The organism is Croceibacterium ferulae (assembly GCF_003660445.1).
Lineage (GTDB): Bacteria > Pseudomonadota > Alphaproteobacteria > Sphingomonadales > Sphingomonadaceae > Croceibacterium > Croceibacterium ferulae.
This window is the reverse complement of record NZ_QZVQ01000002.1, coordinates 447055-463019: the sequence shown is the minus strand read 5'-3', so window position 1 is coordinate 463019 and position 15965 is coordinate 447055. Positions and strand designations below refer to the sequence as shown.

The window sequence follows — 15965 nt, the reverse complement described above, 5'->3', positions numbered from 1 at the left end:
CCTATCGCCCCACCCAGCGGATCGCGTTGGCAAGGATGCGCCGGTAGTTCGGATCGTCATAGGTTTCCGGCGAGTGACCAAGCGCGGAATAGAACACCCGGCCGTCTGTCGACGGATTGATCCAGATGACCGGGTGCGTCCCCATCGCAAGCCTGGACCCCGGGCGGTAGCTCGCCTCATCGATCCGCGCGAGCACGGTCATGCCGCGTGCCTCCGGGCTTGCGGCATAGGAATACCATTCATCGACGGGCGACCACGGCAACGTCACGTCAGCCATGGTGGGATGGTCTGGCTGGTCGATGATGATCCGGGCCGGTTGAAACTGATCGGCGCCGCCCGGATGTCCGACATAGTCGGCACCGATGATCGTGCTGGTGTACCAGCTGTCGGTGTGACTGCCGTCGCCTGCGGCATGCAACGCCACCACGCCTCCGCCGCGCGCCACGAAGCCGGCCAGGGCCGCGCGTTGATCCTCCGTCATGAAGTCGCCACTGGCGCTGTTGAGCACGACGACCGAGAAGTGCCGCAACTGCTCGTCATTGAAGACGGCCGCATTCTCGGTGACGTAGCTCGCACGGCCGAGGCCCTGTGCGATCTCGGCCAGAACCGTGTTCGAATGCGGAATGTGCTCGATATGCCGCCAGCCATTGGTCTTCGAGACGATCAGCACAGCACGCTCCAGACCGTCCGGCAGCACGGGTGCCTCGACATCATGTATGGGGGTTGGCTGATGTGGGTCGGGCGCTGACTGGGCCATCGTCAGCAATGCTATCAACGCCAGCACCTTGCGCATCGTTCAATCTCCCGCTGGCTCGATAGCCTGAATGAAGGCCGGCCTTTCACGAACAATCGCCCGAAAGCCGCTTGTCCGCAAACGGCTTCTTTCCCGGGCGGCTGATGCATCATTGATTGCACGATATTCCGGCGCGGTTTCCAGGTTGATCGGAGCCAGGCACAATGGCCCCGAACACGCCACCGACCGTCGGGCTCGTCACTGCGGCGCAGCGGCCTCCTTCTCCAGAGAGGCGCCGCGAATACTCCGGAACTCCGATTCCTGGTTCCATTCGGGCCACTGGCCGGAGAAGGCGAGGTCGCGCCCGACCTGGAAGGCCAGCGCGGTGTCCTGGGCGGCGCCTGCGAAGTCCAGGTCTGCGCTCCACGCATCACATGTCTGGTGATAGCAGGCCATGTACCCGTCCAGCCAGGCCTGGCCGGCGGTGCGGCCGCCATTGACCAGGTCCGGAGCCCCGCTGATGGCCATCAGCAGCAATGTCGGCACCCCGCGCTTGGCCAGCGAGAAATGATCGGCGCGGTAGAACAGGCCACGTTCCGGCAGGGTTTCGGGTGTGACCGCGCGTCCCTGTGCGGAGGCGGCGCTGGTCAGCATGTCTTCCAGCGTGGTCTGCCCCTGGCCGACCAGCAGCACGTCGCGCGACAATCCGCCGGTCTGCAAGATGTCGAGCGTGATGTTCGCCACCGTCTTCGCGACCGGCGTGGCCGGGTTGCGGGCGTAGGTCTCCGATCCCAGCAGGCCGCGCTCCTCGGCCGTCCAGAACCCGAAAGCCACGCTTCGCTGCGGAGGCGGGCCGGCCTTGAAGGCGCGCGCGATTTCCAGCAGCCCGGCGACGCCCAGCGCGTCGTCATTGGCGCCGGGCCGGATGGTGCGACCCTGCCCATCGGGTTCGCCGTCGCCATAGGCATCCCAGTGCGCGCCATACAGAATGACCTCGTCGGGCCGGGTGGTGCCGGGCAGCCGTGCAAGGACGTTGCGGCTCATCAGGCTTTCATGCGTGACCGGCAGGTCCGCGCTGAAGGTGGTGCCAAGTTCGACGGGCCGGAAACCCGGCAAGGCCGCGGCCGCGCGCAAGGCAGCGAGATCGTGTCCTGCGGCCGTGAACAGCCGGTCGGCCGCAGCCCCGCTCAGCCACCCTTGCAGCGCCACCCGGTTCGCCGCCGCGGCGACGTCGTAGTTTTCTCCGCCCGGCGCGGTGACGGTTTCCCAGCCATAGCCGGCGCCGTCCGTGTCGTGCACGATCAGCGCGGCGACCGCACCGCGGCGGGCCGCTTCCTCGAACTTGTAGGTCCACCGGCCGTAATAGGTCATGGCCTGCCCACCAAACCTGCCATGGGCCGGATCACCGGCCGCAGCGCGGAAATCGGGATCGTTGACGAGGAACACCGCCACCTTGCCCCGGAGGTCGGTGCCCTTGAAATCGTCCCAGTCCCGTTCGGGTGCGGTGACGCCATAACCCACGAAGACCATCGGGACCTGCGCCACTGTGATCGCGGATACGGGCCGCAGGGTGCTGAGATAGATATCCCGGCCCTGGCCGAGCTCGAGCGTGCTGCCATCGATGCTGGCGGAGACCGATCCGGTGCCCAATTGCGTGCGCACGAGCGGGACAGGCTGCGTCCACTCGCCACCCGGACCACCCGGTTGCAATCCGATCGCCTGCAATTCGGCCACGAGCCAGTCGATCGTGCGCGCCTCTCCGGCGGTGCCGGGTGCGCGGCCGCCGAACGCATCGGAGGCAAGGGTGCGGACGTCACGCGACAGGTTTTCGGCGGAGATACCTGCTGCCGGATCAGCGCTCGCGGCGGCATGCAGTGTCGGGCCAGCTCCGCTGGTCGCGCATGCCGAAAGGAGCGGCAAAGCGAGGAAGGGGAGGGTCCGCAGCCAGCGCGCCTTTGACAGACGAGCGGGTTCGATGTGGCCTGTGTGCATGAAATGGTACTCCGACTGCGATTGCGCCAGATCCGGATCGTATAGGGCGATTGCGGCGCAGCCAGCAACGGCAGGGTGAAATCCGGGTGGTCGCCGAAACCAGGCCCGGCCCGCTCCGTTGATGTGTTCGCGCCCACCGGCGCTGGAGTGACAGGATGAAGATGCAGGATCTGAGCGGCCAGGTTGCCGTCATCAAAGGCGCGCCGAGCGGCAGCGGAGAACGGGCGGCAGAGACCCCGAAGCGTTTGCAGCAGGTCGCGCCATGAGTACGCCGGCCCTGTTCCGCCCATTGACTGTCGGCGGCCTCGAACTCGCCAACCGGATCGTGATTGCACCTATGTGCCAGTACTCGGCCCGGGACGGCTGCATGAACGATTGGCACCAGATCCATCTGGGCCAACTGGCTTTGTCCGGAGCGGCCCTGCTGACGATCGAGGCGACCGCCGTGGTTCCCGAAGGGCGCATCACCTATGCCGATGTGGGCTTGTGGGACGATGCGACCGAAGCCGCCATGGCGGATGTGCTGGAAAGCATCCGTCGCTGGTCGGACATGCCGATCGCGATCCAGCTCGCCCATGCCGGGCGCAAGGCCTCGACCGAGGTGCCGTGGAAGGGCGGGGCCCAGCTGCCACCCGGCGACGCCAATGGCTGGCAGACGCAGGCGCCGTCCGCGCTTCCCTTCACCGCGGGCGAGGCGTCACCGCTCGCGCTCGATCGGGAGGGCCTTGCCCGCATCCGTGACGCTTTCGCAGAGGCCGCCCGCCGCTCGGCCCGGCTGGGCATCGATGTCGTCCAGCTGCACGGGGCCCATGGCTACCTTCTGCACCAGTTCCTGTCGCCGCTGTCGAACCGGCGCGATGACGAATATGGCGGCAGCCTGGAGAACCGCATGCGGTTTCCGCTGGAGGTGTTCGACGCGGTGCGGGCCGCCTTTCCGGCCGATCGCGCCGTCAGCATGCGCGTGTCCGGCACGGACTGGGTCGCGGGCGGCTGGGACGTGGCGGACACCGTCGCCTTTGCCCAGGCGCTGGAGGCACGGGGCTGTTCGGCGATCCACGTGTCGAGCGGCGGGCTCGATTCCAGGCAGGACATTCCCGTCGGCCCCAATTACCAGGTTCCGCTCGCCCGCGCGGTGAAGCAGGCCTGCGGCATGCCGGTCATCGCCGTCGGCCTGATCACGGATTATGATCAGGCGGAGGCGATCGTCGGTACTGGCGACGCGGACATGATCGCGCTCGCCCGCACGGTGCTGTATGATCCGCGCTGGCCCTGGCATGCTGCGGCCCATCTCGGCGCGCAGGTTCAGGCGCCGCCGCAATATTGGCGATCCCAGCCGCGCCGATACCGGGATCTGTTCGCCACCCTGTGACCGGATGCGGCAAGGGGCGGCTGGACATGGCGATGTTTTGGCACCACGGCGGCAACGTCTTCTCCCGGGTGCAGACTTCGACACATGACGCAGATGCCTGAAAGCCGCCGTGGGCTGATCCACGGCGCCGCCGCCTATGGCCTGTGGGGCCTGCTGCCGCTCTACTTCCACCTGATCGACCAGGTGGATGCCGGCGAGATCGTGGCGCAGCGGGTGCTGTGGTCGGTCGTGCTGCTGGTGCCGATCGTGCTGCTGCTGCGGCGGGGCGGATCGCTGTGGCAGGCGATGCGGACGCCGCGTGTCCTGGCGATGCTGGCCGCAAGCGCGCTGCTGATCGCGGCCAACTGGCTGCTCTATGTCTGGGCGGTGCTGCATCATCAGGTGCTGGCTGCCAGCATGGCCTATTTCCTGAACCCGCTGCTGAACATCGCCATGGGCGTGGCGCTGCTGGGCGAACAGCTGAAGCGGATGCAGGCGGTGGCGGTCCTGCTGGCGGGCGCGGGCGTCGCGGTGCTGGCGGTCGGCGCGGGCGGCGGGCTGTGGATCAGCCTGGCCATTGCGCTGAGCTTCGCCACATACGGCCTCATCCGCAAGGTGGCGCCGGTGGCAGCGTTCGAAGGGCTGACGATTGAGACCTTGCTGCTGGCTCCTTTGGCTCTCGGCTATCTCGTCTGGCTGTCGAGCCATGGCGGGCTGAGCTTCGGCCAGGAAGGCGGGCTGACCGCGCTGCTGGTAATGGCGGGGGCGGTCACGACCGTGCCGTTGCTGCTGTTCGCGGCGGCTGCGCGGCAGTTGCGGATGGCGACGCTCGGCCTGCTCCAGTTCCTTGCGCCCAGCATGCAGTTCCTGCTGGCGATCACCCTGTTCGGCGAGCAACTGGATGCGCTGAAGCTGTCGAGTTTCGCCCTGATCTGGGCCGGGCTGGCGGTCTATGTCGGTGGCAGCGTGCTGGGCCGCCCGCGGCGCGTGCCGGCCTGAACTGCAGCCTCAGCGTCCGGTGCCGTCCCCGGCCTGCTGCAATGCCTGGATGACTTCGCCCAGCGCCTCCGGGATCTCGGTCGGCTCCGGCTCCGGCGGCGGCTCCCCCTGCTGGCGCTGGCGCGCAAGGTAGATGGTGGCGAGTTCCTGATTGCTGCGCAATTCGTCATCCGCCAGCCCGGTGCCGGCCGCCCGCACCCTCCGGTTGGCGGTGACAGAATCCTGCCGCATGGCTGGTGCGGGCTGACTGGCGATCAGCGCCTGTTCCGCACTCAATGCAGCCGGGGCGGTCGCGGCGAAGTCGCGCGCGCGGGTTTCCAGGATGGCGCGGCACTCCGCCTGATCGGCCGATGGCTGCTGCGGATCGCAGCGATCGGTGCCGGAGATCGCCGGCGTCGCTCGGGGCGCGCTGTCGGCGGCGGTGGAGGCCCCCGCCGGCGCGGTGGAATCGCGCATGGGGGCCGGTGTCGGGGGCGGCAGCGGCGCGGCATCAGGCTCCAGCTGCTCGATCCGGAGCGAGCCATCCTCCTGCCCGGTCCGCGGGATGGCGAAGTCGTCCAGCCGCGCACGATCGGTGCCGTCCTGCGCCGCAGCGGGTCCGATCCAGCCCAGCAGCGCGGCGAATGGCAGCATCCACCGCATCAGCGCGCCTGCGTGACCTGCATGACCTGATTGCCGGTCTGCGTGATGGCGAGATCGGCCAGATTGTCACCGATCTGTGTCCAGCCGAGGCTGTTGTTGTCACCCATCTGCACCGCGCTCATGCGGTTGCCGGTGCCATGCTGCGCCAGAACCGCCTGGTTGCCCGAACCTGATTGTTCGAGCCGCATGATATTGTCGGCCCCGCTCTGCACGGCAAGGATCTCGTTGGTGGGCCCGGCGCCGGTCTGGTCGATCAGCATCGTGTTGGCGGTGCCATCCTGGCGCACGATGGCGTCCTGTCCGCCATCGCTGCGTTGCAGCAGCTCCAGCAGGTTGGCCTCGCCCGATTGGGTGGCATCCGCGCGATTGCCGGCATCCTGCGCCTGCGCGATGCCGCTGCCGCACAAGGCGAGGAGCAGAGCCAGGCCGGGGCGCGCGATCATCGCGCCGGCCCCTGGCGAACGACCGCGCTGTTGCCGTTGCCCGACTGCGTGACGGTGGCCGTGTTGCACGGCCCGTCCTGCGTCACCTGTGCATCGGCGGAATGGCCGCTCTGGTCGATTACCAGCCGGTCGCCATTTCCAGACTGCACCGCCACGCTGGCGTGATCGGCACCGGTTTGCGCGATGTGCACCGTCCCCTCGCCGCTGCGGGTGACTTCGGCCGTATGGCCGCTGCCGCTGCGCACGATCGTGGTGCTGCCGCGTCCGCTCGTCATGCCCGTATCCCTTTCGCACGCTGTACCGGGCGTTGCCGTCACTGCGGCGAGCAGGGCCAGACTGGTGAGGGCGATTGTCATTGAACACTCTCCCTTGAATATGCCGGAACCCGGCGCCCCCTTTCAGAAGGAGCGCCGGGTCCGGAGTGGCCGGGCCGCTTAGTTGGCCACGCCCTGGGTCACGATGGCGGAGTTGAAGCTGCCGCTCTGGTCGATGGTGGACATGTCGCCCGCGCCATACTGGTTTACGGTGGCGGAGTGATCCAGCCCGGCCTGCGTCAACATCGAGGTGTTGCCGTCACCGAACTGGTTCACCATCGCCATGTTGCCTGCGCCGTTCTGCATCACATCGCTGAAGTTGTCGTTCCCGTCCTGGGTGACAGTGGCGCTGTTCTCGGATGCGGCCAGTGCTGCCAGGGTGTTGGTCTGGCTGATGGTGCTGGTGTTGCCGTCACCTGCCTGGTCGCTGCTGGCAGTCATCAGGCGGGCACTGGTGGTGGCGTCGCCGCCGAACTGGTCGATGGTGGAGCTGTTGTCGCTGCCGCCCTGCGTGATGGACGCGGTCACCACGCTCGGATCCGGGCCGCCGGCGGGGTTCGGGGCATTGTTCACCGACTGGTTGATGTCGGCGAAGTTGGAGTCGCCGATCTGGTCGATGAAGGCGACGGACAGCTGGCCCGACTGGGTCACATAGGCCTGACCATCATTGCCGCTCTGGGTGATGCCGGCCATGCCGGTGTTGTCGCCCGCCGCATTGTCGAAGCCGGACTGCACTACGTCCGCCAGGTTGCGGTCACCGGTCTGCAGCACGTTCAGGTCGCCCGAACTGCCCGACTGTGTTGCCAGCACCTCGTTGTCGTCACCATCTTGCGTGATCAGCGCCTGCTGACCATTGGTCTGGAAGTTGTTGCCGGCCGAACGGCCCTGCGCCAGATCCACATTGTTTCGCTGGCCATTCTGCGACACGTCGGCAACGGAATTGACCGATGTCTGATTGACGGACGCCGTGTTCTCCCCGCCCGCCTGCGTGACTTCGGCCAGGCCGCCGGCATCATCCTGCTGGATCACCTTAGCGTCGTTGGCGAAGCCGTCCTGGACTACCGATGCAATCGCTTCCGATCCGGTCTGGGTGATGGTGGCCAGATGGCTGTCGCCATCCTGGTTGATCGAGGCGTCGGCCCGGCGCACGGTCTGCGTGATTCCAGCGTCGTTGTTGGCGCCGTTCTGCATGACGTCGGCAACGGACCGATTGGCCCCGCCGGCCGGTCCTTCGGTGATCTCCTGCCGCACGGAGGACGCGTTGTACTCGCCATACTGGTTGACGTTGGCCAGTGCGAAGCTGCTGGGGTCCTGATCGACATTGGACGTGTTGCCGATGCCGACCTGCTCCACGCCCGAGGCGGAGCTGTTCAGCGCATTGCCGACCTGCACGCTGTTGCCCGCCTGCGAGATGACCGAGTCGTTGCCTTCGCCCGTCTGCCGTACTTCGGCGCCGCTGGCGGTGCCGGTCTGGGTGACGAGGGAGGTGTTGGCACCGAACTGGACGACTTCGACCTCGTTGCGGTCGGCCCCGCCCTGAACGACGGTCGACTGGGCACCGACGCCGCCCTGCGTCACGCCGACGCGATTGGCCTTGTCGATCGCGTTTGTGCCCATGCCGGTCTGGGTCACGATGGAAGTGGCGTTGCTGCCGTTCTGGTTGGTTTCGTTCAGGTTGAACTGGCCGCTCTGCGTGACCGTGCTGTTATTGGACGTGTCCTGCGCCATGGCGCTGCCGCCAGCGATCAGCGCGGCGACGGAGACGGTGGTGAGAATAAACTTCCTCATGGTACAAACCCCTGTGAACTATCTGTTGATGGTATGCGGCCCGCCGGCCCCGTGCGGACCATCCGCACGGATTGCCGAAGGCTTCGGCCCGTTATCCGGGCTTCATGTTGATGGATCGCGGGCGGGGCATCGTGCCCGGCCTGCGATTTCGGTGCCGAAAGGGGTTTGCGCCCGATGATGCGCGCGGCCGGCCGGTGAATGCAGCCTTTCGTGCGACAGCGCGTTGATCGATCACGGTTGTAAAACCCCTTCAGGAATTTCATAACCATGCCTGTCCGGCGCCTTGGCGCAGGGCAGACGTGGTTGTGGACACAACTTCAGTCACCCGGCGCGTCGGAGCTGCAACTCCGGCGCGCCATTCGTTTCCGCCCCCTTGGCGAAGCTGCAACTTCACCCAGGGTGCTGCCGGAGATGGTGGCCCTTGCGGCGGCTGGTCCGGCACCAGCCACGCGGCCTGCGGTCGCCATCCGGCGATCGAAACTCGTGATTCAGATCAGCGCGCGCCGCCTCCTGGGTAAGAGGGCGTGCGCATGTTCTGCCGTGGCCCGCCCGCCACCTGGTCGGCGGCGACCACCACAGGGCGCGCGATCCGCTGCGGTTCCATCGGCGGCAGGGCGTTCAGCGCAGCCGTCATCTGCGCCTCGTCCACCTCGCCGTCGCGTTCGCGCTGGAACTGGTCCAGCAGCGCCGCGCCGCTGCGCGGATCGGCAAAGTCCCACAGCTTCAGCTCGACCCCTTCCAGCACCAGCGAGTACACGGCGCGTTCGATCGCCTGCTGCAGTGCCATCTGGTCGGGCTCGTTGGTGGTGTAGCCGACCTCCGCCTGCAGCAATTCCTTGTAGGCCACGTACCGGAAGGCATTCGCGCCCACGGATCGGCTGGCGATGGTCTTGGACGCGGTGACCGAACTCAGCACCTCGCCCGTCCGAACCGATACCGCCCGCAGATAGACCGTCACCGTATCCTGCCGATATTCGGTGCTGCCACCGATGCCCAGGAAGGCCGCGCCCGCGCCACCGGTGACGGTGTTCGTGTCATATCCGACCACGCCGCCTTCCAGCAGCACGCCGGCGAACAGCAGGGAGGGCAGCGCCTGCGCATTGACGCCCTGTTCCCCCAGATAGCGTTCGCGCATTTCGCGGATGATCTGCCGTTCGTTCAGCAGATTGCGCAGCGATTCGCGTTCCACCACGGTGAACCACTGGCGCTGCCCTGCATCCTGCAGCGCCTTTACCAGGATCGACCCGCCGCCCTGGCTGACCGCGCGCGACAGGTTGGAGCCCACCTCGCTCGGCTTGAACTGACCCGTCTGGTCGACAAAACCATACACCGCCACCGCGACCGGCCGGCTGGGAGGCGGCAATTGCCGCAGCATGCGTCCCGCCTGGGTCCGTTCCGGGGTGTAGGCATCGGGTCGCGTCTCAGGGAACAGCGTCCGCCCGTCCTCACCCACCGTGGAGCAGGCGCCCAGCGCCAGCACCAGGGGAAGGGTGCGCGCCACGGCCACAAGGTTGAAAAGGTTCATCGCCAGCCGTCCGGTCAGTTGACGTCCACGAAGGTCGGCACGATGATTTCGGTAATCTCGCCCGTTTCGTCATTGGTGATCGTCAGCGTGACTTCGGTCAGGCCCCGCACGAAGTTGATGGTCTGCCCGCCGAAGCTGATCGTGCCCTGTTCCTGCGGGTTTTCGCCGAAGATCGCTGACACGATCTGCCCGGACAATGACGACAGCAATCGTGATTGCAGCTGACGCGCGAAGATGTCCGCCTGCGACCCGGTGGAGGAGGTGGAGGCAGCCGGATCGCGGTAGTCGTTTTGCGAATTCGCGATGCCCAGCAAGTGGGCGGAGTTGAATGCGTTACCGCCGAAGCTCGGATCGACCGGCTCGTAGACCATGTCCTGCGCCAAAGCAGGCGGAACTGTTGCCGAAAGGGCAAGTGCCATCATCACCGCTTTCACGGCGTGAGGCAACGTAACACGAAACATCAGGTATCCCCCAAGTCGTCACGGCATTTCTGCCAGGCTCCAGGCCAGTATTTTCGACGTCCCCATCCGGCGACCCTTGCTGTGGACCGCCGTTACTTTGTTAATGCCATGTTATTGATCGGTTTCGCTGGTGACTACCCGCAACTTGGGTACGTCGATGGTTAAGAACGGTTCATCGCGAACATGTCCCGGAATGTGGCACTTTTCCCCGTCAAGCATCGCAGAAGGCCCGAACGAGCTGCAGCAGCTGCATGCTGGATCGAACGCCCATCTTGGCATGGATCGTCTTGAAGTGGCTGCGCACCGTGTGCACCGTCAGGCCCAGCGCTTCCGCGATATCGCGGGGTGGCAGCATGTGAGCGAACAGGTCAAGCACCGCGCATTGCGCCGGAGTCAGCCGGAACTGCTCTGCCAGCCCGCTCTGCGCGGCCCGCCGCGACGGATGCGCCAGGCGATAGGTGGTGATCAGCACCCGCTCCTCCGCCAGTTGCCGGGTCCATCCCGTGATGATCACCCAGCTCGATCCCGATGGATCGCCCAGCAGGACCTGGCTGCGGTCCGTCCCTTCCAGCCGCGTGCGCAGCCGGGCAATGCCGCCGCGCCAGTGCTGATCATCGAAACACAACCGCCCGGCCTGGAGGAATACCGGCGATGGCGCGCACAACCGGCGTTCGGCCCCGTCGCTCGTCCAGCGGACCTCGTTACCTTCCCCGATCACGACCACCGGCACGTCGTACCGTCGCAGCACGTCCATCGCGAACGCATCGGCGAGTCCCGGCGAACGGTGGGCCTGATCGCTGTCGGCCCCGATCATCTGCCCAGAATCCCGGTCGGAAGACGGCAGCCCCCTGCTGTCTGGCATTCCGTTTCTTGCATCCTCTTGTTTTCTTGGCGGCCATCATCGCGGCCGTGCCGCAGGATTGCCAGCGCCAAGGCGATTGCGCATGCCCCAATTTGGGTAACGACGTGCTGCAAGTCGCCGCCGGCCCTGTTCGGCCGGAATGATGCCGCGATTCTGTTCATGCATGCAGAGTTGCCGGGGCAGGACGACAGAAACGGTCACTATACTGCGACGCCCTCGAACTGCATTGTCATGGCGCGACGGGGATAGCACTGGATTGCCGCACGCGGGCAGGGATCACCGGCCACTGCGCCCCGGGTTCGGAAGTTCGCCATTGGCCGGCAACGGCGCAGGGCTGCATTGTAAATCTGCCGGCCTTGGACCAAGAGGCGAGATGGAGAGAGACTATGGCTGGTGAGACTGCGCACGCGATCGTGGACCTGCTGGAACAGCGATACCAGCGTGCGCTGAGTGAATTGCGCGGGGCGGTGACCGCGTTCGTGCATGATGGCAGCGCCCCGGCGGCGGAGCGCCGGGCAGCGGGGGCCTTCACCTATCCTGAATTGCGTGTGCGCGTCATCGGCTCTCGCGGCGGACAGGGCACGCGGCGGGCCGACCGCAAGTTCCTGACGCCCGGCGAATATCGCATCTCCATCACCCGGCCTGCGCTTTTCCGCCGCTATCTGGTGGAGCAGCTGGCCGCGGTCGAGCGCGACCATGTGATCGAGATCGAGGTGGGCCAGTCCACGGCGGAGATCCCGTTCCCCTACGCGATCGACGGTCTGGACATGCAGGATGTGCCCCCGGCCGATCTGGCCGCGATCCTGCCCACGACGGAGCTGGCGCTGGTCGGGGACCGGATCTCCGACGGCAGCTGGCGCGGAGACGGGTTCCGGCCGCTCGCCCATTTCGATGCCTTGCGCACGGATTTCAGCCTGGCGCGGCTGAACCACTATACCGGCACCCCGCCGGAGCATTTCCAGCGCTATGTGCTGTTCACCAATTATCATCGCTACGTCGATGCCTTCGCCAGCTGGGCGGCGGAGCAGTTGCGCGAGGACAGCCGCTTCACCGCCTTCAGCGCCGCCGGCGGTGCCTATTACGAACGCGGCGGCCCGCCGGAGGACGAGGTGGCGGATGATGCCTGGCGTCGGCACCAGATGCCGGCCTATCACCTGATCGCGCCCGGTGGGGAAGGCATCACGCTGGTCAATATCGGTGTCGGGCCGTCCAATGCGAAGACGCTGACCGATCATCTGGCCGTGTTGCGGCCGGAAGCGTGGATCATGATCGGCCATTGCGGGGGCCTGCGCGCCAGCCAGCTGATCGGCGATTACGTCCTGGCTCATGCCTATCTGCGGGACGATCACGTGCTGGACGCGGTGCTGGCACCGGAGATCCCGGTGCCCCCCATCGCCGAGGTCCAGCAGGCGCTGCATCGCGCGACGGAGATCGTGACGGGGGAAGACGCGGCGACAGTGCGGGACCGGCTGCGCACGGGCACGGTGGTCACCACCGACGATCGCAATTGGGAACTGCGCTACGCCGAATATGCGCTGCGCTTCAATCAGTCGCGCGCGGTGGCGGTGGACATGGAATCCGCAACCATCGCCACCCAGGGGCAGCGGTTTCGCGTGCCGCACGGCACCTTGCTATGCGTATCGGACAAGCCGCTGCATGGGGAGATCAAGCTGCCGGGCCAGGCCAACCGGTTCTACCAACGCGCCATTCGCGAGCATATCGCCATCGGCATCGAGACGGTGGCGCAGTTGCGGGAGGTCGGCGGGCGGCTGCACAGCCGCAAGCTGCGCGCCTTCGACGAACCGCCGTTCCGCTGACCTCCGGCGACGTCAATCGGCGGGCTGGCGGCCCCAGGCGGTGGCCATCTCCTGATCGGACAGCTTGCGGATGTTGCTGACGAGACAGCGCTGGGCTCCGCTTCCGCTGGGGCGGGGGACGACCAGTTCGGCAGGCCGGCCCGTACAGATGCGGCTGCCGCCCCGTGACACGATGCCGATGTCGGTCGCATAGTCGACGTTCGGGCAGCCGGGTGAAAGGGTAAGCTCGTATCCGGCTCGGAAGCCGATCCGCACCAGCGCCCGGTCCGGACCGCCAGCGGTGAAGCCACCGACCTGGGAGGCGAAGAAGCACTGGTCCGCCGGGCCGGCCGCGCTTCCAGTCGAGGTGCGTGCATCCTGTGCGGCGCAGGCTGACAAGCAGGTGAAGGCGGCGGCGAAGAACATGAATTTGCGCACGGAAACTCCACCTTGCTGTACACCCGACACGACGCTGCCGTGCCACCCGAACCGTTGCCGGCGATTTTCGTTCTGATCTCTTTAACACGTACAAGGAACGCGATGCCAAGCACGACAGCCGGGGCGCTCGCATGAGCGGGGCAAGCGATACATCTGCGGTCGTGATCGGGGCTTCCGGCGGCATAGGCGGTGCGCTGGAATTGGCACTTGTGGAGGAAGGCACCTTCCGCATCGTTCATGGCTTCGCCAGATCACGCAGCGGGGTGCAGCATCTGGATCTGGTTAACGAGGCGAGCATCGTCGCTGCCGCCGCCCATGTCAGTGCGGGGCCGCCCCCGACGCTGGTGATCGTCGCGACCGGTCTGCTGCACTCAGGGGATAGCGGGCCGGAAAAGGCGCTGCGGGATCTGGATCCGAGCTGGCTCGCGCAGACCTACGCCGTGAACGCGATCGGTCCTGCGCTGGTGGCCAAGCACTTCCTTCCGATCATGCCGAAAAGCGGGCGCGCCGTGTTCGCCGCCTTGTCCGCCCGGGTCGGGTCGATCAGCGACAACCGGCTGGGCGGATGGCATGGCTATCGCGCATCGAAGGCGGCGCTCAACATGATGATCCGCAATCTTGCGATAGAGGAGCGTCGCCGTAATGACCGCTCCATCGTCGTCGCGCTCCATCCGGGCACCGTCGATACCGCGCTGTCCCGGCCTTTCCAGGGCAATGTGCAGCCCGGCCGACTGTTTACCGCCGAGCGTGCCGCCATGCAGCTGCTCGACGTGATCGAGGAACTGAAGGTGATCGACAGCGGCAAGCTGTTCGACTTCGAAGGCAAGGAAGTCTCCTTCTAGCAAGAATGCCGCAACCGACACGCGCAGCGCTGCAGCGCAGCGACGAATTGATGCACTGCGTATTGATTAGGCACGCTGCCACAATTATAAGCAGGTAAGACCAACCGCCGCGAACAATGACGACGGTGGCTTCTGCAGGAGAGAATGATGCCGCTTTTCACCGCCCGCGCCATGCTGACGGGCCTCGTCGCGCTCGGCGCCCTCGCTTCGCCGGCTCTTGCCGGCGATCAGATGGTCGTCTCGCAGCAGCGCGAAGACACCCGATCGATCGCAGTGAAGGTCTCTGACCTCAACCTCGCCTCACCCTATGACCAGCGCGCCCTTGCGCTGCGGGTGAAGCAGGCTGCCTACGAGGTCTGCGACATGCAGCGGGGATCGGTGCTGAACACCACGCCATCCGCGCTGAACTGCTTCGACAAGGCACGTTCTGGCGCGCTGGCACAGCTGGACGCCCGCGGCTACGCCGCCACCGCGGCCGTCGCAGCTGCTGGAGAGGCAATCTAGGGATCGGTCGCCGCTGGCTCCGGGACCCAGTCCTGCCGTAGCCAGCGGCCCCCCGCCAGAAGCAGCAGGCCGGCGGCGAGGTAGAACAGCAGCGACCACAGCATGGCATGGCGCAGCGCATCGTCGCCATGCAGCGGTCGCAGATGATCGGCCAGCGCGCCCAGCGCCCAGGTGCCGCCTGCCAGCCCCAGCAGATTGTTGATCAGCAGGAACAGCGCGCTCGCCATCGACCGCTCCGCCGACGCCACCAGATGCTGCACGGCCGACAGGACCGGCCCCATCCAGAAATAGCTGAGCGCCTGCGGCACCAGGAACAGCACGAATGCCGCCCGCCAGTCGCCGCTGACGATGCCGGCGGCAAACAGGGGTGCGCTCAGCAGGAAAGCGACACCCGGCAGCCAGGCATGCCAGGCGCGATCCTTGCGCCCCAGCCGATCGCCCAGCCAGCCGCCGCCCAGCACCCCGGCAATTCCGCCCAACAGCAGCAGCCCGGCAAAGAACTGCGCGGAGCCGATCAGGTCCAGCCCGAAGCTGCGCTGCAGCACGGAAGGTAGCCAGAACACGATGCCATAACCGGCCATCGATGCCAGCGCCTGCGCCAGCGACAGCAGCCAGAACGAACGCCGCCGCATCAGCAGGGCGGCCGTGCGGCGCAAGGGCGCGGCCGGGGTGCGATCCACGCTTTGGCGGTCCCGCACCAGTAGCGCAAAGATCGGTGCCAGGATCAGGCCAAAGGCACCCACCACCACGAAGGCCAGCCGCCAGTCGACCAGCGCGGCAATCGTGCCACCCGCCAGCACGCCCGCGCCCGAACCGATCGGGATGCCGAGCGAATAGATGGCCAGCGCGCGGGCCCGCCGGTCGGAGGGGAAGTACTCGCCGATCAGGGCGTAGGACGGCGCGACGCCGCCGGCCTCCCCCACGCCTACGCCCAGCCGCGCCAGGAAGATGTGCCAGAAGCCCTGCGCCGCCGCGCACAAAGCGGTGCAGGCGCTCCAGACCACCAGCGACCAGCCGATCACTCGAGCGCGCCCGGTCCGGTCGGCCAGGGTGGAGAGCGGCACGCCGCAGGTGGCGTAGAGCAGGGCAAAGGCGACTCCGCCCAGCAGGCCCATCTCCCCATCGCTCAGGGCCAGATCACGCTGGATCGGTGCGGCGAGGATGGCCAGGATCTGCCGGTCGACGAAGTTGCAGATATAGACCAGCAGCAGCATGGTCAGGACGACGGTGGGCCGGGCGGTGGCGGTGCCTTGCTTCATCGCCGCCCCATTGCCGCTA

General features: G+C 66.8%; 16 protein-coding genes. 5 read left to right on the top strand and 11 right to left on the bottom strand.

Annotation, left to right across the window (positions count from 1 at the left end):
- Window position 1: 1 nt before the first annotated feature.
- Entirely contained in the window at window positions 2–793 is a 792-nt protein-coding gene (locus D5S08_RS02925; RefSeq protein WP_121115299.1) for a ThuA domain-containing protein, read from the bottom strand.
- A 198-nt stretch (window positions 794–991) separates the two neighbouring features.
- Window positions 992–2725: a M20/M25/M40 family metallo-hydrolase gene (locus D5S08_RS02920; protein ID WP_121115296.1), complete on the bottom strand. Its 1734-nt coding sequence runs from the start codon at window positions 2723–2725 to the stop codon at window positions 992–994.
- Window positions 2726–2987: 262 nt separating this feature from the next.
- On the opposite strand from D5S08_RS02920, the gene D5S08_RS02915 reads away from it, so the two are divergent.
- Window positions 2988–4094, top strand: a complete 1107-nt coding sequence (locus tag D5S08_RS02915) for an NADH:flavin oxidoreductase/NADH oxidase (RefSeq protein ID WP_121115294.1) — start codon at window positions 2988–2990, stop codon at window positions 4092–4094.
- A gap of 84 nt (window positions 4095–4178) precedes the next feature.
- Complete coding sequence (gene rarD / locus D5S08_RS02910; RefSeq protein WP_121115292.1) at window positions 4179–5072, top strand: EamA family transporter RarD; 894 nt, start codon at window positions 4179–4181, stop codon at window positions 5070–5072.
- A gap of 9 nt (window positions 5073–5081) precedes the next feature.
- Here the strand turns inward: rarD and D5S08_RS02905 are convergent, their stop codons facing one another.
- From D5S08_RS02905 to D5S08_RS02875, 7 genes are all read right to left on the bottom strand, one after another.
- Window positions 5082–5714: a hypothetical protein gene (locus D5S08_RS02905; protein ID WP_121115290.1), complete on the bottom strand. Its 633-nt coding sequence runs from the start codon at window positions 5712–5714 to the stop codon at window positions 5082–5084.
- Window positions 5714–6157 carry a hypothetical protein gene (locus tag D5S08_RS02900; RefSeq protein ID WP_121115288.1) on the bottom strand — a complete coding sequence of 148 codons (444 nt, stop codon included), beginning with the start codon at window positions 6155–6157 and terminating at the stop codon, window positions 5714–5716. The genes D5S08_RS02905 and D5S08_RS02900 overlap by 1 nt, the downstream gene beginning before the upstream one ends.
- Window positions 6154–6513 carry a hypothetical protein gene (locus tag D5S08_RS02895; protein WP_121115286.1) on the bottom strand — a complete coding sequence of 120 codons (360 nt, stop codon included), beginning with the start codon at window positions 6511–6513 and terminating at the stop codon, window positions 6154–6156. Before D5S08_RS02895 ends, D5S08_RS02900 begins: the two co-directional genes overlap by 4 nt.
- A gap of 78 nt (window positions 6514–6591) precedes the next feature.
- The gene (locus D5S08_RS02890) at window positions 6592–8259 is read right to left on the bottom strand and encodes a beta strand repeat-containing protein (protein WP_121115283.1); all 1668 of its coding nucleotides are present in this window, start codon (window positions 8257–8259) and stop codon (window positions 6592–6594) included.
- A gap of 493 nt (window positions 8260–8752) precedes the next feature.
- Window positions 8753–9784 (bottom strand): CsgG/HfaB family protein, encoded by a 1032-nt coding sequence (locus D5S08_RS02885; RefSeq protein ID WP_121115282.1) that lies wholly within the window; start codon window positions 9782–9784, stop codon window positions 8753–8755.
- 14 nt (window positions 9785–9798) lie between these two features.
- A complete protein-coding gene (locus tag D5S08_RS02880) occupies window positions 9799–10206 on the bottom strand; it encodes a curli assembly protein CsgF (RefSeq protein WP_241557176.1) in 408 nt (135 codons plus the stop codon).
- A gap of 250 nt (window positions 10207–10456) precedes the next feature.
- Window positions 10457–11059, bottom strand: coding sequence for a helix-turn-helix transcriptional regulator (locus D5S08_RS02875; protein WP_162301906.1), 603 nt, complete (start codon window positions 11057–11059; stop codon window positions 10457–10459).
- 434 nt (window positions 11060–11493) lie between these two features.
- On the opposite strand from D5S08_RS02875, the gene D5S08_RS02870 reads away from it, so the two are divergent.
- A complete protein-coding gene (locus D5S08_RS02870; RefSeq protein WP_121115278.1) occupies window positions 11494–12924 on the top strand; it encodes an AMP nucleosidase in 1431 nt (476 codons plus the stop codon).
- 12 nt (window positions 12925–12936) lie between these two features.
- Here D5S08_RS02870 and D5S08_RS02865 read toward each other — a convergent pair whose 3' ends face one another.
- Window positions 12937–13341: a DUF6491 family protein gene (locus D5S08_RS02865; protein WP_126665478.1), complete on the bottom strand. Its 405-nt coding sequence runs from the start codon at window positions 13339–13341 to the stop codon at window positions 12937–12939.
- Window positions 13342–13472: 131 nt separating this feature from the next.
- Here D5S08_RS02865 and D5S08_RS02860 point away from each other — a divergent pair, with 131 nt between their 5' ends.
- Both D5S08_RS02860 and D5S08_RS02855 read left to right on the top strand, forming a co-directional pair.
- Window positions 13473–14183, top strand: a complete 711-nt coding sequence (locus D5S08_RS02860) for an SDR family NAD(P)-dependent oxidoreductase (RefSeq protein WP_121115274.1) — start codon at window positions 13473–13475, stop codon at window positions 14181–14183.
- Window positions 14184–14327: 144 nt separating this feature from the next.
- Window positions 14328–14687, top strand: coding sequence for a UrcA family protein (locus D5S08_RS02855; protein ID WP_121115272.1), 360 nt, complete (start codon window positions 14328–14330; stop codon window positions 14685–14687).
- Here D5S08_RS02855 and D5S08_RS02850 read toward each other — a convergent pair.
- A complete protein-coding gene (locus D5S08_RS02850; protein WP_121115270.1) occupies window positions 14684–15946 on the bottom strand; it encodes a spinster family MFS transporter in 1263 nt (420 codons plus the stop codon). The two genes, D5S08_RS02855 and D5S08_RS02850, sit on opposite strands and share 4 nt — an antisense overlap.
- Between the last annotated feature and the right edge of the window lie 19 nt (window positions 15947–15965).

What these genes read in the sequence shown, in the direction of transcription:
- rarD (WP_121115292.1), top strand. Translation starts at nt 4,179, where the DNA reads ATGACGCAGATGCCTGAAAGCCGCCGTGGGCTGATCCACGGCGCCGCC.
- D5S08_RS02850 (WP_121115270.1), bottom strand. Translation starts at nt 15,946, where the DNA reads ATGAAGCAAGGCACCGCCACCGCCCGGCCCACCGTCGTCCTGACCATG.
- D5S08_RS02915 (WP_121115294.1), top strand. Translation starts at nt 2,988, where the DNA reads ATGAGTACGCCGGCCCTGTTCCGCCCATTGACTGTCGGCGGCCTCGAA.
- D5S08_RS02855 (WP_121115272.1), top strand. Translation starts at nt 14,328, where the DNA reads ATGATGCCGCTTTTCACCGCCCGCGCCATGCTGACGGGCCTCGTCGCG.
- D5S08_RS02870 (WP_121115278.1), top strand. Translation starts at nt 11,494, where the DNA reads ATGGCTGGTGAGACTGCGCACGCGATCGTGGACCTGCTGGAACAGCGA.
- D5S08_RS02860 (WP_121115274.1), top strand. Translation starts at nt 13,473, where the DNA reads ATGAGCGGGGCAAGCGATACATCTGCGGTCGTGATCGGGGCTTCCGGC.
- D5S08_RS02895 (WP_121115286.1), bottom strand. Translation starts at nt 6,513, where the DNA reads ATGACAATCGCCCTCACCAGTCTGGCCCTGCTCGCCGCAGTGACGGCA.
- D5S08_RS02920 (WP_121115296.1), bottom strand. Translation starts at nt 2,725, where the DNA reads ATGCACACAGGCCACATCGAACCCGCTCGTCTGTCAAAGGCGCGCTGG.
- D5S08_RS02900 (WP_121115288.1), bottom strand. Translation starts at nt 6,157, where the DNA reads ATGATCGCGCGCCCCGGCCTGGCTCTGCTCCTCGCCTTGTGCGGCAGC.
- D5S08_RS02925 (WP_121115299.1), bottom strand. Translation starts at nt 793, where the DNA reads ATGCGCAAGGTGCTGGCGTTGATAGCATTGCTGACGATGGCCCAGTCA.
- D5S08_RS02885 (WP_121115282.1), bottom strand. Translation starts at nt 9,784, where the DNA reads ATGAACCTTTTCAACCTTGTGGCCGTGGCGCGCACCCTTCCCCTGGTG.
- D5S08_RS02905 (WP_121115290.1), bottom strand. Translation starts at nt 5,714, where the DNA reads ATGCGGTGGATGCTGCCATTCGCCGCGCTGCTGGGCTGGATCGGACCC.
- D5S08_RS02875 (WP_162301906.1), bottom strand. Translation starts at nt 11,059, where the DNA reads ATGATCGGGGCCGACAGCGATCAGGCCCACCGTTCGCCGGGACTCGCC.
- D5S08_RS02880 (WP_241557176.1), bottom strand. Translation starts at nt 10,206, where the DNA reads ATGATGGCACTTGCCCTTTCGGCAACAGTTCCGCCTGCTTTGGCGCAG.
- D5S08_RS02890 (WP_121115283.1), bottom strand. Translation starts at nt 8,259, where the DNA reads ATGAGGAAGTTTATTCTCACCACCGTCTCCGTCGCCGCGCTGATCGCT.